General features: G+C 67.5%; 25 protein-coding genes and 1 tRNA gene. 10 read left to right on the top strand and 16 right to left on the bottom strand.

The window, feature by feature from the left end:
• Positions 1 to 163 precede the first annotated feature (163 nt).
• The gene (locus ACFVVI_RS30905; RefSeq protein WP_387447928.1) at positions 164 to 2,020 is read left to right on the top strand and encodes a TerD family protein; all 1,857 of its coding nucleotides are present in this window, start codon (positions 164 to 166) and stop codon (positions 2,018 to 2,020) included.
• Here ACFVVI_RS30905 and ACFVVI_RS30900 read toward each other — a convergent pair.
• Entirely contained in the window at positions 2,017 to 2,307 is a 291-nt protein-coding gene (locus ACFVVI_RS30900) for a hypothetical protein (RefSeq protein WP_378994033.1), read from the bottom strand. The two genes, ACFVVI_RS30905 and ACFVVI_RS30900, sit on opposite strands and share 4 nt — an antisense overlap.
• Before the next feature lie 206 nt (positions 2,308 to 2,513).
• Between ACFVVI_RS30900 and ACFVVI_RS30895 the strand changes: the two genes are divergently transcribed.
• A complete protein-coding gene (locus ACFVVI_RS30895; RefSeq protein WP_101469239.1) occupies positions 2,514 to 2,786 on the top strand; it encodes a hypothetical protein in 273 nt (90 codons plus the stop codon).
• Between the two features lie 164 nt (positions 2,787 to 2,950).
• Here ACFVVI_RS30895 and ACFVVI_RS30890 read toward each other — a convergent pair whose 3' ends face one another.
• The 7 genes from ACFVVI_RS30890 to ACFVVI_RS30860 all read right to left on the bottom strand — a co-directional run bounded on the left by ACFVVI_RS30890 (position 2,951) and on the right by ACFVVI_RS30860 (position 9,094).
• A complete protein-coding gene (locus ACFVVI_RS30890) occupies positions 2,951 to 3,439 on the bottom strand; it encodes an FBP domain-containing protein (protein WP_387447926.1) in 489 nt (162 codons plus the stop codon).
• Positions 3,440 to 3,555: 116 nt separating this feature from the next.
• The gene (locus ACFVVI_RS30885; protein WP_387447924.1) at positions 3,556 to 4,779 is read right to left on the bottom strand and encodes a VWA domain-containing protein; all 1,224 of its coding nucleotides are present in this window, start codon (positions 4,777 to 4,779) and stop codon (positions 3,556 to 3,558) included.
• Positions 4,780 to 4,830: 51 nt separating this feature from the next.
• On the bottom strand, positions 4,831 to 5,451 hold the full coding sequence (locus ACFVVI_RS30880; RefSeq protein WP_387447922.1) for a response regulator: 621 nt from the start codon (positions 5,449 to 5,451) through the stop codon (positions 4,831 to 4,833).
• Positions 5,448 to 6,590 (bottom strand): sensor histidine kinase, encoded by a 1,143-nt coding sequence (locus ACFVVI_RS30875; RefSeq protein WP_387447920.1) that lies wholly within the window; start codon positions 6,588 to 6,590, stop codon positions 5,448 to 5,450. Before ACFVVI_RS30875 ends, ACFVVI_RS30880 begins: the two co-directional genes overlap by 4 nt.
• Positions 6,590 to 7,402 carry an ABC transporter permease gene (locus ACFVVI_RS30870; RefSeq protein WP_378994025.1) on the bottom strand — a complete coding sequence of 271 codons (813 nt, stop codon included), beginning with the start codon at positions 7,400 to 7,402 and terminating at the stop codon, positions 6,590 to 6,592. The genes ACFVVI_RS30875 and ACFVVI_RS30870 overlap by 1 nt, the downstream gene beginning before the upstream one ends.
• Complete coding sequence (locus ACFVVI_RS30865; protein WP_387447917.1) at positions 7,399 to 8,325, bottom strand: ABC transporter ATP-binding protein; 927 nt, start codon at positions 8,323 to 8,325, stop codon at positions 7,399 to 7,401. The genes ACFVVI_RS30870 and ACFVVI_RS30865 overlap by 4 nt, the downstream gene beginning before the upstream one ends.
• A 91-nt stretch (positions 8,326 to 8,416) precedes the next feature.
• Complete coding sequence (locus ACFVVI_RS30860) at positions 8,417 to 9,094, bottom strand: hypothetical protein (RefSeq protein WP_387447915.1); 678 nt, start codon at positions 9,092 to 9,094, stop codon at positions 8,417 to 8,419.
• A gap of 41 nt (positions 9,095 to 9,135) precedes the next feature.
• Between ACFVVI_RS30860 and ACFVVI_RS30855 the strand changes: the two genes are divergently transcribed.
• The 3 genes from ACFVVI_RS30855 (at position 9,136) to ACFVVI_RS30845 (ending at position 11,271) form a co-directional block, all read left to right on the top strand.
• Complete coding sequence (locus ACFVVI_RS30855) at positions 9,136 to 9,756, top strand: TetR/AcrR family transcriptional regulator (RefSeq protein ID WP_378994020.1); 621 nt, start codon at positions 9,136 to 9,138, stop codon at positions 9,754 to 9,756.
• A 68-nt stretch (positions 9,757 to 9,824) separates the two neighbouring features.
• Positions 9,825 to 10,352, top strand: a complete 528-nt coding sequence (locus ACFVVI_RS30850) for a nitroreductase family deazaflavin-dependent oxidoreductase (protein ID WP_387447913.1) — start codon at positions 9,825 to 9,827, stop codon at positions 10,350 to 10,352.
• 139 nt (positions 10,353 to 10,491) lie between these two features.
• Complete coding sequence (locus ACFVVI_RS30845) at positions 10,492 to 11,271, top strand: ATP-grasp domain-containing protein (protein ID WP_387447911.1); 780 nt, start codon at positions 10,492 to 10,494, stop codon at positions 11,269 to 11,271.
• Positions 11,272 to 11,278: 7 nt separating this feature from the next.
• Here ACFVVI_RS30845 and ACFVVI_RS30840 read toward each other — a convergent pair whose 3' ends face one another.
• On the bottom strand, positions 11,279 to 12,298 hold the full coding sequence (locus ACFVVI_RS30840; RefSeq protein ID WP_387447909.1) for an aldo/keto reductase: 1,020 nt from the start codon (positions 12,296 to 12,298) through the stop codon (positions 11,279 to 11,281).
• A 120-nt stretch (positions 12,299 to 12,418) separates the two neighbouring features.
• On the opposite strand from ACFVVI_RS30840, the gene ACFVVI_RS30835 reads away from it, so the two are divergent.
• Complete coding sequence (locus ACFVVI_RS30835; RefSeq protein WP_387447907.1) at positions 12,419 to 12,991, top strand: TetR/AcrR family transcriptional regulator; 573 nt, start codon at positions 12,419 to 12,421, stop codon at positions 12,989 to 12,991.
• Between the two features lie 263 nt (positions 12,992 to 13,254).
• Here the strand turns inward: ACFVVI_RS30835 and ACFVVI_RS30830 are convergent.
• Positions 13,255 to 13,328: transfer RNA gene (locus ACFVVI_RS30830), tRNA-Ile, on the bottom strand.
• A 367-nt stretch (positions 13,329 to 13,695) separates the two neighbouring features.
• Complete coding sequence (locus ACFVVI_RS30825) at positions 13,696 to 14,700, bottom strand: zinc-binding dehydrogenase (protein ID WP_387447905.1); 1,005 nt, start codon at positions 14,698 to 14,700, stop codon at positions 13,696 to 13,698.
• A gap of 517 nt (positions 14,701 to 15,217) precedes the next feature.
• Here ACFVVI_RS30825 and ACFVVI_RS30820 point away from each other — a divergent pair.
• Positions 15,218 to 15,721: a hypothetical protein gene (locus ACFVVI_RS30820; RefSeq protein ID WP_379315058.1), complete on the top strand. Its 504-nt coding sequence runs from the start codon at positions 15,218 to 15,220 to the stop codon at positions 15,719 to 15,721.
• Positions 15,722 to 15,728: 7 nt separating this feature from the next.
• On the opposite strand, the gene ACFVVI_RS30815 is transcribed toward ACFVVI_RS30820, so the two are convergent.
• The 5 genes from ACFVVI_RS30815 to ACFVVI_RS30795 all read right to left on the bottom strand — a co-directional run bounded on the left by ACFVVI_RS30815 (position 15,729) and on the right by ACFVVI_RS30795 (position 21,590).
• A complete protein-coding gene (locus tag ACFVVI_RS30815) occupies positions 15,729 to 17,501 on the bottom strand; it encodes an SDR family oxidoreductase (protein ID WP_387447903.1) in 1,773 nt (590 codons plus the stop codon).
• Positions 17,502 to 17,532: 31 nt separating this feature from the next.
• The gene (locus ACFVVI_RS30810; protein WP_378994004.1) at positions 17,533 to 18,627 is read right to left on the bottom strand and encodes a PDR/VanB family oxidoreductase; all 1,095 of its coding nucleotides are present in this window, start codon (positions 18,625 to 18,627) and stop codon (positions 17,533 to 17,535) included.
• A complete protein-coding gene (locus tag ACFVVI_RS30805) occupies positions 18,624 to 19,526 on the bottom strand; it encodes a metal-dependent hydrolase (RefSeq protein WP_387447899.1) in 903 nt (300 codons plus the stop codon). Before ACFVVI_RS30805 ends, ACFVVI_RS30810 begins: the two co-directional genes overlap by 4 nt.
• A 115-nt stretch (positions 19,527 to 19,641) precedes the next feature.
• Positions 19,642 to 20,646 carry a YdcF family protein gene (locus ACFVVI_RS30800; protein WP_387447897.1) on the bottom strand — a complete coding sequence of 335 codons (1,005 nt, stop codon included), beginning with the start codon at positions 20,644 to 20,646 and terminating at the stop codon, positions 19,642 to 19,644.
• Positions 20,647 to 20,831: 185 nt separating this feature from the next.
• A complete protein-coding gene (locus ACFVVI_RS30795) occupies positions 20,832 to 21,590 on the bottom strand; it encodes a rhomboid-like protein (RefSeq protein ID WP_387447895.1) in 759 nt (252 codons plus the stop codon).
• 81 nt (positions 21,591 to 21,671) lie between these two features.
• Here ACFVVI_RS30795 and ACFVVI_RS30790 point away from each other — a divergent pair, with 81 nt between their 5' ends.
• Genes ACFVVI_RS30790 through ACFVVI_RS30780 form a run of 3 tightly spaced genes read left to right on the top strand, consistent with a single transcriptional unit; the run spans position 21,672 to position 23,769 of the window.
• Positions 21,672 to 21,992 carry a plasmid stabilization protein gene (locus ACFVVI_RS30790; protein WP_387447893.1) on the top strand — a complete coding sequence of 107 codons (321 nt, stop codon included), beginning with the start codon at positions 21,672 to 21,674 and terminating at the stop codon, positions 21,990 to 21,992.
• 20 nt (positions 21,993 to 22,012) lie between these two features.
• Positions 22,013 to 22,972 (top strand): TIGR03557 family F420-dependent LLM class oxidoreductase, encoded by a 960-nt coding sequence (locus ACFVVI_RS30785; RefSeq protein WP_387447891.1) that lies wholly within the window; start codon positions 22,013 to 22,015, stop codon positions 22,970 to 22,972.
• Positions 22,973 to 22,995: 23 nt separating this feature from the next.
• Complete coding sequence (locus tag ACFVVI_RS30780; RefSeq protein WP_387447889.1) at positions 22,996 to 23,769, top strand: DUF72 domain-containing protein; 774 nt, start codon at positions 22,996 to 22,998, stop codon at positions 23,767 to 23,769.
• Positions 23,770 to 23,812: the final 43 nt, after the last annotated feature.

Below are 23,812 nucleotides of genomic sequence, written 5' to 3'. Positions count from 1 at the left end.
CTCGGGGGGGGCCGGCGCCCGCCCGGTTGCCCGTGGGGGGTGGTGTCCGCCCGTCGCGACACACCCCCCCCACAACACCCGCGGGACCGGCGGGGCCGCGAACTCGAGCGCGCCAGCGCTCAAAAAAAACCCTGTCGGACCCTCATGACATCATGCGAGCACCATGGAACTACGCAAGGGTGCGCACGCGCCGGTACCGACATCGCTTCTCGCCGTGGTCGTTTCATGGCGGTCGGCGCATACCGTAGACGCGCACGCCCTGCTGGTCACCGAATCGGGCCTGGTCCGCGCCGACCGGGATTTCGTCTTCTTCAACGCACCCCGGCACGCCTCCCAGGCGGTGACCCTCGACCAGGAGCCCGCCCCCGGCACCGCGCGACTGAGCATCTCACTGCCTCGCACCGAACCCGAGGTGGCGCGCATCGTCATCAGCGCGTCCCTCGACGACGCCACCTTCGACCAACTCCTCGACCTCACGCTGACCGTGCACGCCGCCGACGGCCCGGTCGCCCAGTTCACCATCGACGGTATCGAAGACGTCCAGGCGATGATGTTCGGCGAGTTCTACCGCCGCGACGGCCAGTGGCGGTTCCGTGCGATCGGCCAGGGTTGGTCGGGCGGGCTGGCCGGACTCGCCGGTGAATTCGGGGTCACGGTCGACGAGCCCACCACCGGACGTCCCAGCATCACTCCCGACGACAGCTCGCGGGTGCCCGCGCGACCGCATGGGGCAGCCGCCGACGCCGCGCGCTCCGCCGATCGCGCACGATTCGCGAGTGTGCCGTCACGGCACGACGCGTCGACGTCTACTGCCGATCTGCCCGGCGCCGACCACCGGGCGAACCGCTCGTCCCCCGAGTCTGCGAATCCAGCCGCAGCGCGATACGACGGACCGGCGTCGACGCGCCCACCGGCCCTGTCCCGCCGGGTCATCGACGTGCCGCCCCCGCCACCGGTCGACCCGGAGATCGCCGACTGGCACCCCGACCCGGAAACCCCCGATCAACTCCGCTGGTGGGACGGCGACGAGTGGACCTCGAGCGTCCGCCCGCACATCCACGATCACCGCACCCGCTGTACCCGCTGTGGTAGCCCACTGCGGCGCAAGCTGTTCGGTGGCCACGGACCGTGCAAGAACTGTGCCGCCGAAATCGAGGAGTTCCTCACGCACTGGCGCAACCGAGCCAGGCGCGTCCTCGCGGGTCCCGGCACGATGTCGGTGGAGTGGACCGAGGTGTGGGCCGCTCTGCGCTTCCAGCGCATCGACGAGGAGCGCGGCCGAACACTACTGCGCGAGGCGGGTCTGACCCAGGTCGAGCGGATGGTCGCCTTCGCCTTCGCCGACGGTGAGGTGTTCGCCGAGGAACTGGACGCTTTCGAACACGTGGTCAGCGAGCTGGCGCTGTCGGGCGGGATCGTCGACGATCTGCGTCGCCGAATGCATCGCGGCCGCACCCTGTCCCGCTTGCGCGCCGGCGAACTGCCCACCGTCAACACCCCCGGTCTGCATCTGGATCCCGACGAACGCGTGCACCTCGATCTGCCCGCTGTCCACATCCGCATGCTCGCGCGCGGCCCACGCAACACCGAGGGCCGCCTGATCGGCAGTTCCAAGAAGCTGCGTTTCGTCGGCGACGGCACCGGCATCGAGCTGCCGTGGAACCGGGTGGTGTCGGTGCATCCCGAGCACGGCACCGTCGTGCTCGCGGCGACCTCGGCGCGCGGCGGCGCTACCTTCGGCGTCACCGACCCCGACTATGTGGCGGCAGCGTTGGAAGGTGCACTGCGCGTATCGAAACGCCTGGTCCTGACGCCGGGACAGCTCGACAGCCGCAGCATCCCCCAGGACGTGAAAGCCCAGGTGTGGCAGCGCGACGGCGGCGCGTGCGTCGAGTGCGGCGACGGCCACTACCTGGAGTTCGACCACATCATCCCGCTCAGCCGCGGTGGTGCGACGAGCGTGACGAACCTGCAGATCCTGTGCCGGGCCTGCAATCGCGCCAAGGGCGCGCGGATCTAACCGAGAATCGCGTTCATGATGGTGCCGCCGCTGGTGGCGACGACGCCGCCGATCATCGCGCCCGCGATCATCTTCGGCGACTCCATGGAGCTGCCGGTCCACTTCTCCCAGGCGAACTTTCCGCCGGCGACGGTGATGGCGAGCACACCCGACAGGATCATGAACCAGGTCAGGTACTGAACCATTTTCATGATCTTGTCCGACAGCGGAGGCGCTTCCGGCGACGGGTTGCCGATCTGCGCGTACGTGGTGATGGTGTCGGCCATCGACGTCAGAATGATGCTCATAGCCTGCTCCCCTATCGCGTGACGCGAACTGCGTTCCAGCCCTGCCGTATTCGATCGTGGTCCAGGATACGGGCGCGAACCCCCTGCACACCAACAAAACCGATCGGTTCGATCGAGATGGGCGCCGACACGGTGACACATGACCGGATACCATCAGTGCAGAGTTCATCGTCGTCCCGTTCCTCCGAGATACCGAGTGAGACCCCATGCTCCTGGCCGCCGTCACCGATACCTTGGCGCAGATCGGCAATCCGACCCCCGAAGCACCGCCACTGGCGGACAAGATCATGCAGCTGGTCAGGTACCTGACCTGGTTCATCTTGTTGTCCGGCATCATCGCCATCACTGTCGCGGGCGGAAAGTTCGCCTGGGAGAAGTGGACAGGCAGCTCTATGGAGTCGCCGAAGATGGTCGCGGGCGCGATGATCGGCGGCGTCGTCGCCACCAGCGCGGGCACCATCATGAACGCGATGCTCTAGGTTCCTGCTCCGCTCGGGACGGTCCGGGATCAGCCCGGGCCGACTCGACCGGCTAGGAACACACCGACCCGAGTTCTGTTGGGGTTCAACAGAACTCGGGCCTACCGGATTGTCGAGTGTCGGCGCACGGCATCTACCTCCTGTCGTTCGGCGGGTCGGGTCGGCTACGTGTAGAGCCGGTCCACGAAGGCGTTCAGGTTTTCCACCACGCGGTGGGCCTTCTCCTCCGGCGTCAGATCCTCGCGATACCGGCTGCCCATCGACGGCCGCTTCTTGTTGCGCGCATACAGCGAGCAGGCCAGATCGGTGCACATGTAGCTACCGACCGTGTTGCCTTTGCGCCCCGACTCGCCCGTCTTGCTCGCGGTCATCAGCGAAACGCCGCCGCCGGAGTGCGTGGTGAGGCAGATCGTGCACATCTGTGTCTTGCCCGACCCGCCGGTCTCGTGCCGCAACGCGACGCTGACCAGCCCGTCCGCCCGCGGCACCGAGATATAACAGCGCCCCGCGTACGAGGGGTCGGTCCAGCCGAGGAAGTCGAGATCCTCCCAGGGGCGTTCACCCAGGTCACGCGGCACATTCAAGCGCTTGGCGTCGCCCTTCGAACAGTTGACGAACGACGACCTGATGTCGCGTTCGGTAATGGGTTCCATGCGTCGATCCTTCCAGTCTGCGAACTGCAAACGGTAGACACGCTAACGATCCCCACCTGCGGAGACAACCTGTTTTCCGGCCACCGATGACGAGCATCCCAGCCGATGGACGACTGTCAGCGAAGGATCCCCGCGGCCCGCGCGGCGCGCAGCCAGTCGGGGAACTCACCGAGCAGCCTGCCGTACAGCTCCGCGTCGCTGATCCGGTCGATGTCGTCGAGGGCGAAGAAGCCCGCGTTGTCCACGACGCGGCCGTCGAGTTCGTCGAGGGTGCGCAGGACACCGAAGTTGGCTGTGCCGAGGCCGATGAACTGCCAGAAGGCGGGCAGGTGGGCGGCCTCGCGCATCAGCGCCGCGATCTCGCGCTTCTTCGCGAAGCCACCGTCGGTGAAGAACAGGACGAGGGTGGGCTCGGTGAGGGTGTCGATGACCGCGCGCATGATCGGTAGTTCGTCGTTGCGGCCGCCGATGGCGTTGTAGTCGACGCCCTGGTGCGTGCCCTTGAGATGGAGATAGGTGTGCGCCCACTGCTCCCCGCCCTCGACGGTGATATCGGGCAGTTTCACGTAGCTGAGCGCGTAGAGGTAGGCCTCGAGCACGCCGTCGTCATCGAGTTGCGTGGCGACCGGGATCATGCGCTCGACGACCCGATGCACCGTGCCGGCGCGATACATCTTCTCCATGCTGCCGGTCTTGTCGATCACCAGCACCACCCGCGCCCTGGCTCCGAACGCGCTCTTGTCGATCAGCACCTTCGCGACTTCGCGCTTGCGCATGTCCAGCTTCTGGCGCTTGTCGAACGACAGCGCCGCCTCGCCGGGAACCGTCCGAACTTCCGCGACCACTTCCGGCTCGTCGTCGACGCTCACCCCGTGATCGGTGACCAGGTCGGGGAATCCGCCCGCGTAGCCCTGTCCGACGGCACGGACTTTCCACTGGTCACCCCGGCGATACAGCTCGAGCGCGATCACCACCGACTCACGATCGAGGCCGTCGATCACATACTCGTGCAGCACGTTCCCCGCACTGTCGGCGACCGAAGCCACCGGCGACGTGGCGCCGCCGAACGTATCCCCTTCTGCCGCGACAGTGATCACGGCGCGAATCTGCGCGATCTCGACCGGCACGGCACCGAGTGACACCTCGAGCGCGGCACCCTGGAGCCGAACACCCGGCGCCTGCGGCTGATTGAAGAAGACGAAATCCGCGTCCGAACGCACCTTCCCCGCGTCGGTCACCAGCAGTGCCGAGAGGTCGGCGGCCACGCCGCCGCGCACCGACAGCACCACCTCCCCCGAAGCCAAGCCCGCGTTCTGTCCTTTGACCAGCGCAGCAGCCATCGCCATCCCTCTCATCGCACCGTAACGCCCCACACCCTAGGCGAATACGGGCTAGATCCAGCCCTTCTCGCGCGCTTTGAGGGCGGCTTCGTAGCGATTGGACACCCCGAGCTTGGTCATCGCCGAAGACAGATAGTTGCGGGTGGTACCCGGGGACAGGTGTGCGCGTTTGGCGATGTCCTCCACGGAGGCGCCGTCGGCGGCGAATTCGAGGACGTCGGCCTCGCGGGCGGTGAGGACGGTGTCGCCCGCGCTGATGGCTTCGGCCGCGAGCTCGGGATCGACGTATCGGCCACCGTTGTGCACCGACCGGATCACCTCGGCCAGCGTCGCCGCGGAGGTCGTCTTGGGCAGGAATCCGCGCACACCGGCCGCGAGTGCGCGCTTGAGATACCCGGGCCTGCCATGGCTGGTGACGATCAAAGTGCCGGCACCAGGGGTGATCCGGAGCAGTTCGACGGCGGTGTCGATGCCATCGATGCCCGGCATCTGCAGATCGATGACCGCGACGGCGCCCGGCTCGCCGACCTCGGCCCTGCGGCGCCACGCGGCGACGAGTTCCGCACCGGAGCCGACGTGGGCCACGACCTCGAGATCGGGCTCCAGGCCGAGCATCGTCGCCATGGCAGCGCGGATGAGGGTCTCGTCGTCGGCGAGTAATACGGGAATCACTGCTTCTCCCAATGGATTTCGAGGGCGAATTCGTCGCCGGAGGTGGCGATGTCGAGGGTCGCGCCGACAGCGGCGAGTCGTTCGCCGAGGCCGCGCAGCCCGGATCGTTCACCGATCGCGCCCTGCGGGCGGTCGTTGCGCAGTGACATGCCGGACCCGCCGAGTGCGAGGGTCGCGGTGGTCGCGGCCGAGTGTTCGACGATATTGGTTGTGCCTTCCCGGACCACCCAGGCCGCGACTTCATGAAATGTCGCGGGCACCTTGGCCGCGTCACCCTCCACGACGAGTGCGCATCCCGCCGCCGACAGCAGTGATCGCGCCCCGGCCACTTCCCCGCGCAGGTCGATATTGCGGTAGCCGCGCACCAGGGTGCGCATCTGCCCCATCGATTCGACCGCCAGTGTTCTGACCTCGTCCATTTCCGCGGTCGCTCGATCGAGGTCGCCTGCCCGTGACAGTGCCGCCGCCAGTTCGCTTTTCACCGCGATGGCCGAGAAGCCGCGTCCGACGACATCGTGGAGGTCGCGCGAGAAGCGCAACCGTTCCTCGGCGACCTGCAGTTGCGCCTCGACACCTTTGGTTCGCTCCAACTCGTCGATGATGCCCAGCCCCCACACGGTGAGCCGGGTCAACACGATCGCGAAGACCCCGGTGAACAGGAACGCCGCCGCACCCTGCAGGCCCGCGCCCAGTGGCGTACCGAAGACCACCAGCGGAGTGGCCACGCTGAGAACGACCAGAATCCACCACTTGTGGCGAGTGAACGGGATGACGGAGAAGATCGCCATGAACACCGCGGACACGCCCACCGTGCGCGCGCTGAGGACCGTCGCCTCGTCGGTGGCCAGGCGGGCGACGATCCCGCTGATCGCCCACAGCGCGACCAGCATCACGATGGCGACGGGCAACATCCGCGGCCGCGCCACCACACCGGGAACGGTGGCGAACGCGGGTTGTGCCTCCAACGCGAACCCGGCCGCGATGCCACCGGCGACGATCCCGAGCACCGATGGCACCGACTCGGCGCTGATCGCCAGCACGACGACGAGCACGGCGATCACCGCCTGGAACGAGAGCCGGGTGTAGAGCCGGAACTTGGCGGCTCCCGACAGCTCGTGCCACCAGGCGGTCGCGCGCATCACCCGCGGTCGTCCCAGCGGAAGCTCTTGCGGGTCAGCACGAGCGCCAGCACGGTCCATAACGCCAGTGTCGCAAACGGCCGGCCGGATTCGGTGACGGTATCGGCGAAGCCGAGCGCGGCGTCGGATTCGGCGAACGCCGACAGCGTGCCCGACGTGCCGAGGGAGAGGAGGTCGGAGACGGCGGCGAAGGGGGTCCAGTCGGCCAGTTGCGCCAGCCGATCGGGCAGTACGCCGCGGATCGAGGACATGCCGAGCATCGCGATGATCATCACCGGCAGCGAGGTGATCTGCGCGGCCTCGGCGTTCTTGGTGTACGCGCTGGTGGCCAGGGCGAGCAGCGAGAACAGCACTGTTCCGCCGACGAGTGCTACCACGATCGCCAGTGGGTTGACGGGCGCGGGGGCGCCGGTGGCGTAGACCACCACGGCGATGACGGCGGTGCACGCGAGCGTCATGATGGCACCCGGGATGGCCGGAGCGAGCTGGATCTGCCAGTCGGCGGCCTCGCCCGTGCGCAATCGTTTCAGGACGCCTTCGCTACGGCGGGTGGTCACCATCGACAGCACCGAGTAGTACTGCACGAACAGCAGGGCGAGCAGTGCCAGCAATTCGAAGGTCACCGCCGCCATCGCCGCTGTGGGCTCGGCGTCTTTGCGGGCGATGAAGTAGGTGGCCAACGGAATTCCGATCGGGAAGACCGTCGCCATGTAGACGAGAGTCTTGTTGCGCCGGAACTGCAGCCACTCCGCTGTGGCGAGCGCGGCGAGTGGTCGACGGCGAAATCCGCCGGCGGGCAGGGTGGTGGTCATCGTGCTCCGATCAGGGTGGGAGTGGTTGCCTCGGCGATATCGAGAAAGACCGATTCCAGGGATGCGGCGCGCGCTTCGAGTCCGGTCAGGCGCACACCTGCTTCGCCGGCCCAGCCGAGCAGTTCGAACAGGTGGCCTTGTAAGTCGTTGGTGCTGATGGTGACTCGCGCTCGCGCGTCGACGCGGGCGCCGCGGAACTGCGGCACGGGCAGGCCGGGATGATCGAAGGCGATCCGCGCCGGATGGTCGTCGACGATGTCGCGCAGCGTGCCCCTGCGGGCGATCGCGCCCTTGTGCATGATCGCGATCTGATCGGCGAGCGCTTCGGCCTCGTCCAGGTAGTGCGTGGTGAGGACCATCGTCACCCCCGACGCTTTGAGGTCGGCGAGCAATTGCCATGTCCCACGCCGGCTTTCCGGATCGAGGCCGGTGGTCGGTTCGTCGAGGAACAGCAGGCGCGGCTGCCCGAGCAGGGCGCAGGCCAGGTCGACGCGGCGCTGCTCACCACCCGACAGTGAGCCGACCCGCACCCCGGACCGGTCGGTCAGGCCCACCTGCGCCAAGACTGCCTCGGCGGTGGTCGGTGCGGTGCACGTTCCACGCCACATGTCGAGCGTCTCGCCGACGGTCAGCTCGGCGGGCAACCCGCCCGACTGCAACATGATGCCGACCCGCGGACGGACCTGGTCGCGGTGCCGGAGCGGGTCGAGGCCGAAGACTTCGACCTCGCCTGCCGAGGGGGCGATGAGCCCCTCCAGCATGTCGAGGGTGGAAGTCTTTCCCGCGCCGTTGGTTCCGAGCAGGGCGAACACCTGCCCTTCGTGCACCTCCAGGTCCACGCCTTTGACGGCTTCGAACGCGTCGTCGCCGCGGCCGTAGGTTCGGCGCAGCCCGCGCGCGGTGATGACGTCTGTGTTTCTCATGCCTTCTACGGTGGTCGACGCGGGGCGTCGCCAGTAGTAAGCGCAGTCACCGATCCCCGATGGGATTCACACGGTCAAGCCATGACATAAGTCATCGGGCTGCGGCTGTGCGCAGGAGCGCTACGCCGTAGGCGATGAACCAGGCCGACCACAGCAGCCAGCCGGACAGGCCGATGAGACCGAGCGGGCCATCGTGGTCGATGATCAGGGGCGTGAGGGTCGCCGCGGTGAATTGCAGTGCGGCGGCGAGGAATCCGATGGTCGCATGCCATGGCTTGACGAGCCCGCCGAGCCGGCCCGCGACCGTCAGTCCGACCAGTGCCGTCGCGAGGAAGGTGCCGTTCAGTGCGAGCAGGGCATCGTGCAGCGCCCACAGTGCGCCGCCTTCCCCGCTCGAAGCGCCGAGGGCATAACGAATTCCGACGATCACTGTGAAAGTCGCGTTCTGCAACAGCAATCCGGCGAAGCCGACCAGCGACCACCCGGTCCCCGCCGTCCGCTCGGCCGGTCGCAGGGCCGCCAGTGCACCGGCACCGAACAGCACGGCACAGAACCAGCCCAGCGGTACCGGCGCCATCGCCAGCGCCACGAGGTCGCGGTGGTCGACGAAGAACGCGACGGCTGTGCGCGAGTCGGTACCGGGCTTCGGCAACCCGGCGGGTGCCAAGATCAGATTGGCCCCCAGGATGATCAGCGCGAACCCGATACCGGCGATCCCCGCGACCCGCTGAAACCGCGCGCCGCTCGACAGATTAGATTTATCGTTCATATTTTGAATATAGGTACCATAAAACGAAAGAGGAACCCCCTTTGGCCACCGACTCACCTCGCCGCCGCTACGACTCCCTTCGCCGCACCCTGCAAGCCCAGGCGACCAGCATCGAGATCGCCCAGGCCGCCCGCAGGCTGTTCGTGGAGCAGGGCTGGGCCGCCACCACGGTCCGCGACGTGGCCCGCGAAGCCGGCGTCTCCGTTCCCACCGTCTATTCCGCCTACGGCAACAAAACCGGGCTCATCCAGGCAATAGTCGATGCCGCCGATCTCTCCGCCGACGCCCCGCAGATGCTCGACACCCTGGAAGCCGCGGCAGGCGACCCCCGAGCTCAGCTGGCCGCCATGGCCGGCTACGACCGTCGCCTCTACGAACGCGCCGCCGACGTCATCGCCCTGATCCGCGAAGCGGGCCGCACCGAACCCGCCCTGGCCACCACCTACGTCGACGCCCGTCACCGCGCCGACCGAACCCGCATCGAGGTCTTCACCTCCTGGCCTCCCGGCACCCTTCGCGAAGACCTCCCCACCTCGGTCGACATCTACGCCGCCCTGTGCACCATCGACGTCTACACCACCCTCACCACCGAACGAGGCTGGTCGCCCGACCGAGTCGAAACCTGGTGGACCGCCACCCTCGCCCGCGAACTCCTCGCTTGACGATTCCCCCTCGGCCGACCGGGAATTTGTCTACTATCGGCCGTAGTAGAACGAACACTGGAGGGGCAGTGAGTGATCCGAACAAGACCGGTACCGGTCATGGCGCCACGAGGTCGTCGATGGCACGACTGGTGGAATCGTGCTCCCAATTCATGAACAAGCGCGGCATCTACCTGGGCCGCCGATCGACGAAACTCCATGTGGCCCTGTACCGCCGAACCAACGGCAGGCTCGGCGGCCACATGCCCGCCTGGCCCGACGCCCGAATCCTGCTGCTCGACCACGTCGGCGCCAGAACCGGCACCCGCCGAACCTCACCCTTGATGTTCCACGCCGACGGCGACATCATCGCCCTTGCCGCGTCCAAAGCCGGCCAACCAACCCACCCCGCCTGGTTCCACAACCTGAAAGCCAACCCGGACAGCACGATCCAGATCGGCGCCCGGTCGCACCCCGTCCGGGCCCGCGTAGCCACCGACGCGGAACGAAAACTGCTGTGGCCGAAGTTCGTCGAGCTCTTCCCGGGCTACGACTTCTACCAACGTCATGCGGGCAGTCGCACGATCCCGATCGTGATCCTCACCCCGCGCACCTAGATACCATCCGACCAGCATCGTCGATCGGCCCCTTCCGCTGCCCTACGCCGATCCGACCGTCGGGGACTTCGACTGGCGCACAGGTAATTTCCCAGCCATTTGCTGAATCCGCAACGCTGTCGACAGGCATCATCAAGGCATGAGTTTTACGGTGGCCTACCTGCAGTACGCCGGATCGGGTCCGATGCGGCACGAGGAGAAGCTCCTCACCGAGGGCCTCGCAAGACTCGGCGTCCCCGTCCGCCACTACAGCCTGAAGCGTATTCAACGCAGGCAGTTGACGTTGGGACCCGGCATCTTCATCGCCGGGGATATGGCCGCGATGCACGGCGCGATGCGCCAATTGGGCATCCCGCTACCGCAACCCGACGACTATCCCGACGTGCTTCGCGGCTTCCTCGGGCGGAAGGTGTGGGCGTCGACCCTGGGCGAGATCGAGCGCTCGATGGATGGCGGCTCCTCCCCGCCGGTTTTCGTCAAACCCGCGGACCGCCGCAAGGCCTTCACGGGCTCGGTCTGCTACTCGGAACACGATTTCGCCGCATGGGGGAATACCAGTCGGCGCCAGCGCGTCTGGTGCTCCGAGGTCGTCACCTGGGTGTCGGAATACCGCGTCTATGTCATCGGCAGGCGGATCGTGGCCGTGGACCACTACGAGGGTGACAACTCCGTGCCACTGAACAGGGAAACAGTCGAGTCAGCGGTCAGTGCCTACTATCGTTCCGGAACCGCCCCCGCTGCCTACGCCATCGATTTCGGCGTACTGACCAACGGGGAAACGACGCTCGTCGAGACCAACGACGGCTACGCCCTCGGCGCCTACGACATCACCGCCGACCAATACACCGCGCTGCTGATGAACCGATGGCGCGATCTACTCACGTCCGAGCCGCGGCCGGCACGAGCCACGAGCTTCTGACGTCGACTCATCGACGACGCAGGGACGCGTCCAGCAGAGATGGTGGGGTGTCGTGTTTCTCGTCGGGGGCGAGGTCGGTGCCAGGGGCCACGATGGCATCGACGGCGTCGAGGATCTCGGGCGGCAGGACGGTGTCGGCGGCGGCCAGCTGGGCGTGCAGGTGGTTCATGGTGCGGGGGCCGATGATGGCGCTGGTGACGGCGGGATGGGCCGTGACGAAACCCAGGGCGAGTTGGATCAGGGTCAGGCCCGCCTGGTCTGCCAGGTCCGCGAGTTGCTCGACGGCGGCCATCTTGGCGTGGTTGGCCGGGATGGTGGTGTCGAACCGGTCGGGCATGAATGCCGAACGGCTGGTGGATATCTCGCGGTCGGCGCGGATGGCGCCCGAGAGCCATCCCGAGGCCAGCGGGCTCCAGGCGAGCACGCCGAGACCGTATTCCCCGGTGACCGGCAGGACGTGAGTCTCGATGCCGCGCTGCAGGATCGAATAGCTGGGCTGTTCGGTGACATAGCGGCTCAGGTGGCGTTCTTCGGCCGCCCACTGCGCCTGCACGATGCGGTACGCGGGGAATGTCGAGGATCCGAAGTAGCGGATCTTGCCCGCACGCTGTAGATCCGTGAGCGCCGAGAGGGTTTCCTCATCGCTGGTTTCGGGGTCCCAGCGGTGGATCTGATAGAGATCGACGTGGTCGACGCCGAGTCGGCGCAGGCTGTCGTCGAGCGCGGTCATGAGCCAGCGGCGTGAACCGCCGCGATGATTGCGCTCCTCGCCCATCGGCATCGTCGCCTTCGTGGCCAGCACGAGGTCGTCGCGGCGACCCGCGACGGCCTTGCCGACCAGCTCCTCCGATTCGCCCTGGCCGTACATGTCGGCGGTGTCGATGAGGTTGACGCCGCCGTCGATGGCGACATCGATCATGGCGGTGACCTCGTCCTGGGTGGAATTTCCCAGCTTGCCGAAGTTCATCGCGCCGAGCACGAGCGTGCCGACCTGAACGCCGGTACGGCCCAGAGTGCGGTACTGCATGGCGGTTCCTCCCAGATGGGCTTGGTTCGGCTCGCCGGTTCTGGCATCCTCGACCAAGCGGAACGATGTTCCGCTAATCAACATACGGAACACTGTTCCGTTTAACAAGAGGGAGGTCTCGTGGCCGACAATCCGACCGAGGCGCCGCGCCGACGCGCCGACGCGCGGCGCAACCAGCAGGCCCTGCTCGACGCAGCCGCGGCCGCCTTCATCGCCTCGGGCGTCGATGTCCCCGTCCGCGAGATCGCCGCCCGAGCAGGCGTCGGCGTGGGCACCATCTACCGCCACTTCCCCACCCGGGCCGACCTCATCGTCGCCGTCTACCGCCACCAGGTCGAAGCGTGCGCCGAAGCGGGCCCCACACTCCTGGCCGCCCTCGGTTCCCCCCACGCCGCACTCGGCGAATGGATGACCCTTTTCGTCGACTTCCTCACCACCAAACACGGCCTGGCAGAAGCACTTCACTCCGACGCGACCACCTTCGAAACCCTCCACACCTACTTCCTCGACCGCCTGGTCCCCACTTGCGAAGCCCTCCTCACCGCCGCCGTCACCGCAGGCGAAATCCCCGCCGGCACCGACCCCTACGAACTCCTGCGCGCCGTCGGCAACCTCTGCATCGGCGGCCACACCCCCCGCTACCACCCCCGCCGGATGGTCGCCGTCCTCATCGCAGGGCTGACCGTGAAGTAGCCGACCAGAGCGCAGGCCGAGGACACTCTCGCGCTGACATACCCGAGCGGCGGTGAGCAGGCGGTTGTCGTCGGCACCAATACGCAGAAGGGCCGAGCGATGCCGACAGCAGCCGCCGAGATCGGGGTGGAGCAGCGTGTCGCGTTCATCCAGGCGGACCCGCGCCTGGTAGCCGAGAAGTGGCCGGCCATCCTCGACCTGTCCGGCCCTGGCGGCGATCCGTCCCGAATCCGCTGGGAGAAACCGCAGTTCAGAAGGGGAAGTGGGGCGGGTGGGGCTCGAACCCACGACCAGCGGATTATGAGTCCGCGGCTCTAACCGACTGAGCTACCGCCCCTCGCCGCGGGGGTCTCCGCGGGCGAGTCGCATGGTACCCGGCGAAGTGCGGGGTTGACCACTCGACGCGGCGGTCGTGTCGGACCGGCGGGTACGAGAACGGCGACCGGAGTCGCGGCTTCCGAGAAAGACGCGGCGACCGATCGCCGTGGTGGTGCTGCACCCGGGGGTAGGGTTTACGAGCGTTCAGCTCGCTGGCCTCCCCGCGCTCGTACATCGCGTTCGCGACGTTCGATGTTGCCCCCTGGGTTGCTGGCCAACTTGATGACTCCAACTACCAACAACAGAACCGCAGCTATCACTGCGATGATTATCAGTCCCTGCACGGAACATAACTTAACGTGTATTCCGTTGCAGCGCACAATAAGTTACAATGACGCGCCGACCGTCAACAAGGTACGACCGAGGGCGGAGCGGCTCTCGATCGCGGAGTGAGCCTGCCGCACCTGATCGATCGGGAAGGTTTGCCCGATCACGACTTCCAGCACACCCTCGGCGACCGCTTCCTGAGCGCGGGCAGTGATGCCGACCCAGTCCACGTCCTTGCCGACGATATCGAACAGACCGAGCACCGTGACACCGCGCGCACCAGCGGCATCGGTGTCGCCTGTCGCGAAATCACCGGCGGCGGAGCCATATCCGAGAAAGAGTCCGGTGTCGGCGGCGGCGGTCAGGGCCGCGCCACCGATATCGCCACCCGCACCGTCGAACACGACCGCCGCTCCCCCGCCGGTGATCTCCCGTGCTCGGTCCGCCCAGCCGTCGACGGAGTAGTCGACGACCGCGGTGGCACCCAATCGCGTTGCGAGCGCGAGCTTTTCCGGTCCGCCCGCCGCGGCGACAACCCGCGCGCCCGCCGCGATCGACAGCTGGATGAGCAGCGTGCCGAGGCCGCCCGCGGCGGCGGTGATCAACACCCACGAATTCGGTTGCACGGCAGCCCTGTCGAAGACAGCGAGCGCGGTGCGACCGTCGTGGGCCAGGCCTACGGCCTGCTCGGTGGTGAGCCCGGCGGGGATCTCGGTCAGTGTGGCGGCCTTGGCGAGGGACTTCTCGGCGTAACCGCCGGTGGGCAGGCCGCCACCGATGCCGCTGGCGGCGGTCTGGGTGACAACGCGCTTGCCGAGCCAGCGGGGGTCGACCTCGGCGCCGACCGCGCTCACCACGCCGCCGATCGCGCCACCGGGGACGTAGGGCAGGCTCAGCGGGAAGTAGTCCTGACCCCACCCGCTGCGCAGCCGGGTATCGAGGAACATCACGTCGGCGACCTCGACGTCGACGACCACTTCGACCGAATCCGGTTGCGGTGTGGGAACTTCCACCAGGTTCAGGACCTCGGGCCCACCGAATTCTTTGACCTGCACTGCGCGCATCGCGACTCCTTCGTGGTGTTGACCGAACGAGTCAAGGATGAAACCTGAAGTCGAGTTCAGGTCAAGCGCACTGGGACGTAGGTCACACGATCAGGACCCGCCGCCACAGCTGCTACTGCTGCCACCTCCACAACTGCTGCTACTCCCACCGGAACAACTGCTGCCGCTTCCACCGCTACAGCTACTGCTGCTCCCGCCGCCGCAGCCGCTCCCCCCGCCGCAACCGCTGTTCGAGCCACCGCCACACCCGGACGGGCTGCCCGGATCCCACGGCTGCCCCGAGGTCCCGTCGACATACCCGGTGATCCCGGCCGACCCGGCCACCCATCGCCGATCCAGCGGGCGCGCGTTCTGCGGCTGACTCGACTTCTGGATCAGCCACACGACGGTCGTCACCACCGCGCCGAGACACACCGCGACGAAACCGAGCACGATTACGAGCGTCAACACCATGTTCGCAGGCTAACGCCAGAACCCGGCCACAGCACCCCCACCGTCAGTGGCCTTACAGTGAATTGTGGCGTTCTCTTTCTCCCGGACCGGCAGACGGCAAGTCGACCTTCCCACCGTCGACCGCACCGTCGCCGCCCTGGTCTTCCCCGAAGCGATCTTCAAAACCTCGCCCTGGCAGCCTCGCGAACTCGTGGAAACCGGTCTGCGCCAATGGTTACGGTGCTGCGGTGCCGCCCTTCGCGACGACCAGGTGATCGGTATGCCCTCGCACGCGGTCGACGAGGCGTGGCACGGTTTCATCCTCTGCACCCAGCTCTACGCGACGTTCTGCGAGCAGGCTTACGGGCGTTTCCTGCATCATTTCCCCGAGGGCGCCGGGGAGAGTACGCAGAATCACGGCACCATGGTCGAACAGCTGGGCCGCACCGTGGTCGCCTGGTCGCTGGTCGCGCGACCCGAGGAAGAGTGCGTGCTGTGGGACCTGGACCGCACGGTCGGCGTCGAGAACGCGTGGGGCGTGGACGCCCGGCACGTTGCCGCCGTCGAGGAGCAACTGCGCCGGGCGTAGCCCCGATCTAGACCAGCTTCATCCGGCGCGCCGCGAACCGCACCGCGCCGGGTGCGATCCGGTTGATCCGGTACTGCACCCACGACTCCGGCGTCACCGGCACGATGTCGCGCCCGGTCCGCACGGCCTTCACGATCTGCGCGGCCACCCGGTCCGGGGTGTAGCCGCGTCGCTCGTACAGCTTGTCGAACTTCTGCTGCGCGGCGGCCTCCTCGGCGGCGGAGACGCCCGAGATACGGGTGGTGGCAACGATATTCGTGTGCACGATGCCCGGACACACGGTCGACACCGAAATGCCACGGTCGGCCAGTTCGGCACGCAGGCAATCGGAGAACATGAAGACCGCCGACTTGCTGGTGGCGTAGGCCGCCATGTCGCGCTGCGGACTGTAGGCGGCCATGCTGGACAGGTTCACGATGTGCCCGCCGAGCCCGCGATCGGCCATCGCCGCGCCGAAGGCCCGGCAGCCGTTGACGACGCCGCCGAGGTTGATCCGCAGTACGCGGTCGAACTCCTCCGACGGAGTATCGAGGAATCCGCCCGCCTGGCCGACACCGGCGTTGTTCACCAGCACATCGGGCACGCCGTGCGCGGCGATCACCGTGTCGGCGTGCGCGCGCACCGCGTCCTCGTTCGACACATCGAGTGGATAGGAGTGCGCCACCCCACCTTCCGATGCGACGAGCTCCGCGGTGGCCTTGGCGGCGAGCTCGTTGACATCGGAGACCACCACTTCGGCGCCGAGGCGCGCGAAAGCCAGCGCGGTCTCGCGGCCGATGCCGCTGCCCGCACCGGTGACGACCACCAGCTTGTGTTCGAATTCCCTTCGCGCAGCGCCTACTTCGGCCCTGGCGAGGCCGCGCGAGACGCCGGCGCCGTCGAGTGCGTCGATGAGCTCGGTGGTCGCGGTCGCGAGGAGTTCCGGATGCGAGAACGGCATCCAGTGCCCGGCGGGGACGTCGCGACGCCACAGCCGGTCGGTCCACTTGCCCGAGTCGTCGTAGCCCGCGGGCCGCACGGCGACATCGCGTCCTGCCACGATCAACTGCACCGGCACCTCGGTGCGACGCTCACGCGGGGAGAGCATGCGCGCCACGATGTTCGCGCGATAGATGAGCAGCCCGTCGACCATGTCGCGGCGGAAGGTGGGGCCGAGCTTCACATTGGCGGCGGGGGTGTCGTTCATGATCGACACCGCACGCTGCCACAGCTTTTCGGTGCCGATGGCGTTGAATGTGGCGCGCGGCAGACCGGGCGTCATGAAGAAGAACGTGTAGGCCGAGGAGGCCAGCTGGGTGATCGGCTGCCACACATTGCGCAGGGTGGGCCGGGAGAGGCGGTCACGCACCCAGGTGGCCAGGTGGTCGAGGTTGGGGCCCGAGACCGAGGTGAACGAGGCGACGCGCTCGGTGGCCCGCGGTTCGCACACCGCCTCCCACACCTGCACCGAACCCCAGTCGTGGGCGAGCACGTGCACGGGACGATCGGGGCTCACCACGTCGATCACGGCGTAGAAATCGCGTGCGAGTTCGTCGAGGCGGAAATCATCGGTGCGCTGGGTGCGAGTGGACTCGCCGTGGCCACGGGTGTCGTAGGCGACCACGTGGAAGCGCTCGGTGAGCAGCGGAATCACCCTGTCCCACAGATGGTGGGTGTCGGGCCAGCCGTGCACGAGCACGACGGTGTCGGCGGCCGGGTCGCCGTATTCGAACACGGCGATGTCGAAATCACCGCTGCGGACGGTGCGCTGGTTCGCGGGCTGCGGGCTGTCGTTCGTCATGATCTTTCGGACTCCTTGTCCAGCGGAGAAATCACAGGTCGAGCACCAATCGCTCACCGCGAGAACGGGATACGCAGGCCAGCATGGCACCCTCGGCGTGGTCGGCAGCGGACAGCGTGGTCTCGCGATGGTCGGGTTCGCCCGAGCGAACCCGCACCACGCAGGTGCCACAGAAGCCTTGCCTGCACGAGTAGGGCTGGTCGGGACGGGAATCGAGGATCGTGTCCAGCACGGTGCGGTCGGCATCGACCGTCACCACCGCACCACTGGACGCGAATTCGATCTCGAACGGGGTGCCGTCGACGATCGGCGGCGGCGAGAACCGCTCGAAATGCAGTTCCACGTCGGCCATCTCGCGCACCGCGGCGACGATCGCCGAGGTCATCGGGGTTGGGCCACACGCATAGACCGCGGTGCCCGGCCCGACGTCGGGCAGCAGGTCCACCGCGGCAGGTAGACCGTGCTCGTCATCGGTGCGCACCACGACGTTCGCGCCGAAGCCTTCGATCTCGTCCAGGAACGGGATGGTGTCGCGGCTGCGTCCGCTGTAGACCAGTGTCCACGGCACGCCGAGCCGGTGCGCGAGCCTGGCCATCGGCAGGATCGGGGTGATGCCGATCCCGCCGGCCACGAAATGCAGGCGCTGCGAAGGTGATCCGTGGCCCGGCACGGCGAACGGGAAGGCATTGCGCGGGCCGCGCACCACCAACCCGGAGCCGACGGGCAAGGCGTCGTGCACCTCGATCGAGCCGCCGCCGCCACCGGGGATGCGGCGCACGGCGATGCGGTACGCGCGCTCGTCGGCGGGATCGCCACACAGCGAATACTGGCGCAGCCGACCCGACGGAAGTTCCAGGTCCAGGTGCGCCCCTGGCCGCCAGCGCGGTAGCACGCGCCCGTCGGGTGCTTCGAGGCGAAGACTCACCACGTCCTGGTCGTGCGCTTCGATCCGGCGTTCGGTCACCACCACGGCCAGGCGGCGATCGTCGACGCGTGGGCGCAGATCACCGCGGTTGACCAGCGCGCTCCAGCGCAACCGGGTGGCCGCGATGGCGTCGATGACCTTCATCGCCGGATCGTGGCGGTACTTGCCGTAGAGATCGGCGGGGATGTCGCGCGTGGTCACGACGCTGCCGCGCGGGCGCCGGGCGAGGCCGCCAGATACGCGATCGCCTGCGCCGTCGAGCCGACCGACTGCGGGTTGTAGCCGGGCTGGAAGGTCGACAGCGCACTGGCCAGCAGCGACGGCACGCCGGGCAGCGCACCACGCCACATCGCGCCGAACACACCGGCGAGCAGCCGTGCGTAGCCCCGATCCGGCAGTTGCGGATCCTGCTGGACGAGGAACCGCGCACCGCGCACCAGCACGATGAGGAAGATCGGGAACACCAGCGTCATCGACGCGCAGCGCCGGACGTAGCCGACCCCGAAGTACTCGGCGACGTCGTGGGCGACATTGCGGTGTTCGACCTCTTCGGCACCGTGCCAGCGGAACAGGTCGGCCATCCGCGGGTCGGCACCGAACTTCTCGAGGTCGGCGTTGAGCACCCAGTCCCCGAGCCAGGCGAAGAAATGCTCGAGACAGGCGATGAAGGCGAGCCGCTCGACCAGCATCTGGCGGCCGGCGCGATCGTCGCCGCCGCGCGGGCCGAGCGAGATGCGGAACAGGTATTCCATCTGCGCCAGATAGGGACTCGCGTCGACGCCGTGGGCGGTGAAGACGTCGTCGAGCACCTTCCCGTGGGTCTGCGCGTGCATGGCCTCCTGCCCGATGAAGCCGAGCATGTCCTCGCGCAGCTTCTCGTCCTTGACGTAGGGCAAAGCCTCGCGGTAGGTCTCGATGAACATGCGCTCGCCCTCGGGCAGCAGCATGTTCAGCGCGCTGATCAGGTGACCGGCGATCGGTTCCGCCGACATCCACTGGAGGTCGACACCCGACCAGTCGAAGCTGACATTGCGCGCGTGCAATGCCACCACGCCCGGATCGATCTCCGGGCTTTCTCTTCCCCAAGGAAATAGCTTCATCGGTACTCCTCGATCAACCGCGCACGGACCTCCGTGCCCCAGGTCGCGACGTTGCGTCCTGCTCGGTAGTTCCGATGATACAACTATCCATAACTGTACGTAACACCTAAATGTGTCAGTTGGCCGCACCGAAGATCGCCAGCGCGACCGGCGCCGCCACCAGCAACCCGCACATCACGGCGTTGATCGCCTTGTGTTCGGCCAGAATCCCGGCGTATTCGCGCAGGACAGCGCTGGGCAGGTAGTAGCGCGCGGTCGGCGCGCCGACGGCCTGGGCGTCGATCCCGACCGAACGGGCGAGCAACGCGGTCCGCAGCACATGGAAATTGCTCGTGACCAGCAGAATGCGGCTGTTTATCCCCTGCCTGGCGAGCAGTTCCCGACTGAACAGCAGGTTCTCGCGGGTCGTCGTCGAGCGATCCTCCCGCAGGATCTCGTCGTCGCGCACGCCGTGTTCGACGAGGTAGGCGGCCATCGCCGTGCTCTCGGCAACCTTCTCGTCGGAGCCCTTGCCGCCGCTGGTCACCAACAGCGGCGCGGGGCCGTGCGCGCGGTCGGTACGCCAGATCTGCAGCGCGCGGTCGAGCCTGCTCGCCAGCAACGGCGGGACCCGGTCTCCGAGCAGGCCGGAGCCGTGCACCACGATCGCGACGGCGTCGTCGGTGCGGGTCACCCCGCCGTAGACGACCGAATAGAGCAGGAACGCGACCAGCACGAAGCCGAGGTAGGCGGCGACGAGCACCACCGCGAGCAGCAACACCCCGAGCACCACCCACTCGGCGATCACCGCCATCACCAGCAGCGCGTACGGAACCAGCAGCGCGACGCCGAGACCGAAGGAGAGCAGGTTCGCCGGACGCACGCCCTCGCGGCGCAGCATCACCACACCGTTGAGCATCAGCAGTCCGGCCAGGACCAGCACGAGCAGTGGCGACAGCGCCAGGGCGAAGAAGACCAGCATTTCGGGCCCTGATCCTTCGGCGCCCGAACCGATCAGCGCGGCGCCGACGCACAGGACTCCGAGCAGCAGCAACACCGCGTTGCCGAACCGGCGCCGCTCCTGACGGAAACACAGCGCGAACACCCCGAGCAGAACCACACCTATCGCCAGCAAGATCACCGGGCCACCCTAACCGCAGCACCGGCCAATCGGATTGCCGAGCTATTGCTCAAACCTGCTGGGCAACCTCGATACATGCGGATGAAAACTTGTTCACCAGCATTTTTATCAGAATTATGCCCCTCTATTCGCAACAGCTGATCGGTAACTGATAAGGGCGAAGGGAAGGCGGTGAGCGATCATGATCATCGATTACTTCCAGTGGTGGGCCAGGATGATCGTCGAATTCTTCGTCTGATCCGAAGACACGATTCGCGCAGGCGCGGGCTCGGATCCCAGTCGCGGGCCCGCCCTCGCGTCAGCGGATAGCACGCGAAGCCGATCAACGCCGCACCCGCGTGGCCCACATCGGTGAACGTGCGGTCCAGGAATACCGGTGGCACACAAACCGCCAGCACACCGAGCACGTACAGCACCCGCCACGGCAGCAACACACGGTAGGCGAGGACGGCGGCGACTCCGGCCAGCCCGTAGCTGACTCCCACATCGAGCGCGAACGCCGCACGCTCCGGGGCTCTGTCGTGGCGAATCGCCCAGAGCAGCACGCCCTGGCTGAGATACGTGGCGCCGACATGGGCGAGGACGACCACCACCAGCCAGCGCAGCGTCCCGAGCCACCGTTCGGCGTTGGCGTGCACGAGGCTGAACAGCACCGCGTAGACCAGCCACCCGCCGCCGTCGGTCCAGAACGCGCTGCCGACCAGCACCCGGATCGGGTCGTCGCCGAGACGATCGAGATTGGTCGAGCGGTGCCCGAGCCAGACTCTGGCTTCCTCCGGCGTGAGCCGCAGCTGGATCGCGGTGGTCACACCCAGCGCCGCCAGCCACACATAGGTGCCGGGAGCGCTGCGAATCCACCGCCACGCCGAGGCGGCGGCCGCCCGCACGCTGCCCGAGGCGCTCACCACGCCAGTGTGCCAGTCCTCGATCACGGTTCCGGTCATCCTCGCCGGGCGGTTGTTTCCCCGGCCGATCCCCGGGTAGGCGGCAACCAGAGCCGTCCACCGACCGGAACGGAGCACGTGATGCCTCAGCAAGCCTGGAGTGACAAGCGCGAACGGCAGTACGAAGACATCAAGAAGTCCGAGCGCGAGCGCGGCCGCAGCGAGAGCAGGGCCGAGGAGATCGCCGCGCGAACGGTCAACAAGACGCGCGCCCAGCACGGCGAGACCAAGGGCTCGAGCAAATCGTCGCGATCGCGCGGTTCCTCGCAGCGCAGCGGCCAGCAGGCGCAGGGCGGCGGCAAGACCCGCGATCAGCTCTACGACGAGGCCCGCCGCCGCAATATCGACGGCCGTTCCAAGATGAACAAGCAGGAACTGGCCAACGCCCTCGGCCGTAGCTGACCCCCAGCGAAAGGTTCGCCATGCAGCTCGGATTCAAACTGGCGGCCGAGGCTTTCGGCCCGAAAGAGCTTGTTCGACAGGCAGTGCGGGCCGAATCGGCCGGTTTCGATTTCGTCGAGATGAGCGACCACTTCCACCCGTGGCTCGACGAGCAGGGCCACTCGCCCTTCGCCTGGACGGTCCTGGGCACGATCGCCGCGAAAACCACCGACATCGGGCTCGCCACCGGCGTGACCTGTCCGATCATCCGCTATCACCCCGCCGTCATCGCCCAGGCCGCCGCCACCACCGCCCTGGTCTCGGATGGGCGGTTCACCCTGGGCATCGGTTCGGGCGAGCGACTCAACGAGCACGTCATCGGCCACGAGTTCCCGCCGGTGCTGATCCGTCAGCGGATGTTGCGCGAGGCGCTCAAGATCATCCGATTGCTGTGGCGCGGCGGCTATCGCAACTATTACGGCGAGTTCCTGGAGCTGTCGGACGCGCGGGTGTTCGATCTGCCGCAGACACCGCCGGTGATCGCGGTGGCCGCGGGCGGGCCGAGCGCCGCGGCGATCGCCGCCGAACTCGGCGACGGACTGTTCGCCACCGAACCCGATCCCGAACTCGTGCAGACCTTTCACGACAAGGGCGGATCCGGTCCGCGCTACGTCGAAGTGGGGGTCGCCTTCGCCGAGGACGATCGCGCGGGCGCCGAAGCGGCACTGTCGACCAACCGGTGGTCGACCGGTGGCTGGAAGGTGATGAGCGAGCTGCCCAATCCGGCGAACTTCGCCGCCGCGTCGAGCACCGTGCGAGTGGATGACATGCTCGAATCCTTTGTCTGCGGCAATGATCCGAAGCGCTACGTCGAGGCGGTGCGCAAGGCCGCCGACGCGGGTTTCGACCGTGTGGTGCTGATGAACGCGGGACCCGACATGGACGCGTTCCTCGACTTCTACAGCAGCGAACTCGCGCCCCTGCTCCGCTCGGAGATCTGACAGCGCTGCGGAGGGAGGCCGAAATGCCCATGTACGTCGGCACTTCCGGCTGGCAGTACCGCGACTGGCGGGGTGTGCTGTACCCGTCGGGGCTGCCCGTCCGGCAGTGGCTCGAGCACTATGCGCGGGCGTTCGCGACGGTGGAGTCGAACAACGCGTTCTATCGATTGCCGAGCAGGGAGAACTTCGCCGGTTGGCGGGAGCGCACGCCCGCGGGCTTCGTGATGGCGGTGAAGGCGAGTCGCTACCTGACCCATATCAAGCGATTGCGCGACCCCGCCGAACCTGTGCAGCGCCTGCTCGACCGGACCGAGGGACTGGGTGATCGGCTCGGACCGATCCTGCTCCAGCTGCCGCCGACCCTGCGCGCGGACCCCGATCTGCTCGACAACTGTCTGCGCTGCTTCCCCGACACGGTGCGGGTGGCGGTGGAACCGCGCCACGATTCGTGGTGGACAGACGAGATCGGTGACGTCCTGCGATCCCGTGGCGCGGCATTGACCTGGGCGGACCGTGATTCGCACCCGATCACGCCGCTGTGGCGCACCACCGACTGGGCCTATCTACGCCTGCACGCGGGCCGCGCCGCTCCCCGGCCGTCCTACGGCAAGCAGGCATTGCGCGGCTGGGCGCATCGGCTGCTCGGCACCTGGTCTCCCGACGCCGACAGCTACGTCTATTTCAACAACGATCACGGTGGTGCGGCGGTCCGCGACGCGGTCACCTTCGCCCACCTCGCGGCGGCCGCGGGCGCGGACGCGACTCGCGTACCCGATGTGCACGCGACCGCGGGCTGATCAGCGAGCCGATGGGGACAGGATCAGGCCGAACCCGGTCTCG

Source organism: Nocardia sp. NPDC058114 (assembly GCF_042884695.1).
In the GTDB taxonomy this organism is placed as follows: Bacteria; Actinomycetota; Actinomycetes; order Mycobacteriales; family Mycobacteriaceae; genus Nocardia.
Note: the sequence above shows the minus strand (reverse complement) of the source record. Positions and strands in the feature narration are given on the sequence as shown.

Bases quoted from the DNA above. Each gene is read 5' to 3' on its own strand.
- ACFVVI_RS30905 (WP_387447928.1), top strand. From the start codon at position 164: ATGGAACTACGCAAGGGTGCGCACGCGCCGGTACCGACATCGCTTCTC.
- ACFVVI_RS30900 (WP_378994033.1), bottom strand. From the start codon at position 2,307: ATGAGCATCATTCTGACGTCGATGGCCGACACCATCACCACGTACGCG.
- ACFVVI_RS30895 (WP_101469239.1), top strand. From the start codon at position 2,514: ATGCTCCTGGCCGCCGTCACCGATACCTTGGCGCAGATCGGCAATCCG.
- ACFVVI_RS30890 (WP_387447926.1), bottom strand. From the start codon at position 3,439: ATGGAACCCATTACCGAACGCGACATCAGGTCGTCGTTCGTCAACTGT.
- ACFVVI_RS30885 (WP_387447924.1), bottom strand. From the start codon at position 4,779: ATGGCTGCTGCGCTGGTCAAAGGACAGAACGCGGGCTTGGCTTCGGGG.
- ACFVVI_RS30875 (WP_387447920.1), bottom strand. From the start codon at position 6,590: ATGCGCGCGACCGCCTGGTGGCACGAGCTGTCGGGAGCCGCCAAGTTC.
- ACFVVI_RS30870 (WP_378994025.1), bottom strand. From the start codon at position 7,402: ATGACCACCACCCTGCCCGCCGGCGGATTTCGCCGTCGACCACTCGCC.
- ACFVVI_RS30865 (WP_387447917.1), bottom strand. From the start codon at position 8,325: ATGAGAAACACAGACGTCATCACCGCGCGCGGGCTGCGCCGAACCTAC.
- ACFVVI_RS30860 (WP_387447915.1), bottom strand. From the start codon at position 9,094: ATGAACGATAAATCTAATCTGTCGAGCGGCGCGCGGTTTCAGCGGGTC.
- ACFVVI_RS30845 (WP_387447911.1), top strand. From the start codon at position 10,492: ATGAGTTTTACGGTGGCCTACCTGCAGTACGCCGGATCGGGTCCGATG.
- ACFVVI_RS30840 (WP_387447909.1), bottom strand. From the start codon at position 12,298: ATGCAGTACCGCACTCTGGGCCGTACCGGCGTTCAGGTCGGCACGCTC.
- ACFVVI_RS30825 (WP_387447905.1), bottom strand. From the start codon at position 14,700: ATGCGCGCAGTGCAGGTCAAAGAATTCGGTGGGCCCGAGGTCCTGAAC.
- ACFVVI_RS30815 (WP_387447903.1), bottom strand. From the start codon at position 17,501: ATGACGAACGACAGCCCGCAGCCCGCGAACCAGCGCACCGTCCGCAGC.
- ACFVVI_RS30805 (WP_387447899.1), bottom strand. From the start codon at position 19,526: ATGAAGCTATTTCCTTGGGGAAGAGAAAGCCCGGAGATCGATCCGGGC.
- ACFVVI_RS30795 (WP_387447895.1), bottom strand. From the start codon at position 21,590: ATGACCGGAACCGTGATCGAGGACTGGCACACTGGCGTGGTGAGCGCC.
- ACFVVI_RS30790 (WP_387447893.1), top strand. From the start codon at position 21,672: ATGCCTCAGCAAGCCTGGAGTGACAAGCGCGAACGGCAGTACGAAGAC.
- ACFVVI_RS30785 (WP_387447891.1), top strand. From the start codon at position 22,013: ATGCAGCTCGGATTCAAACTGGCGGCCGAGGCTTTCGGCCCGAAAGAG.
- ACFVVI_RS30780 (WP_387447889.1), top strand. From the start codon at position 22,996: ATGCCCATGTACGTCGGCACTTCCGGCTGGCAGTACCGCGACTGGCGG.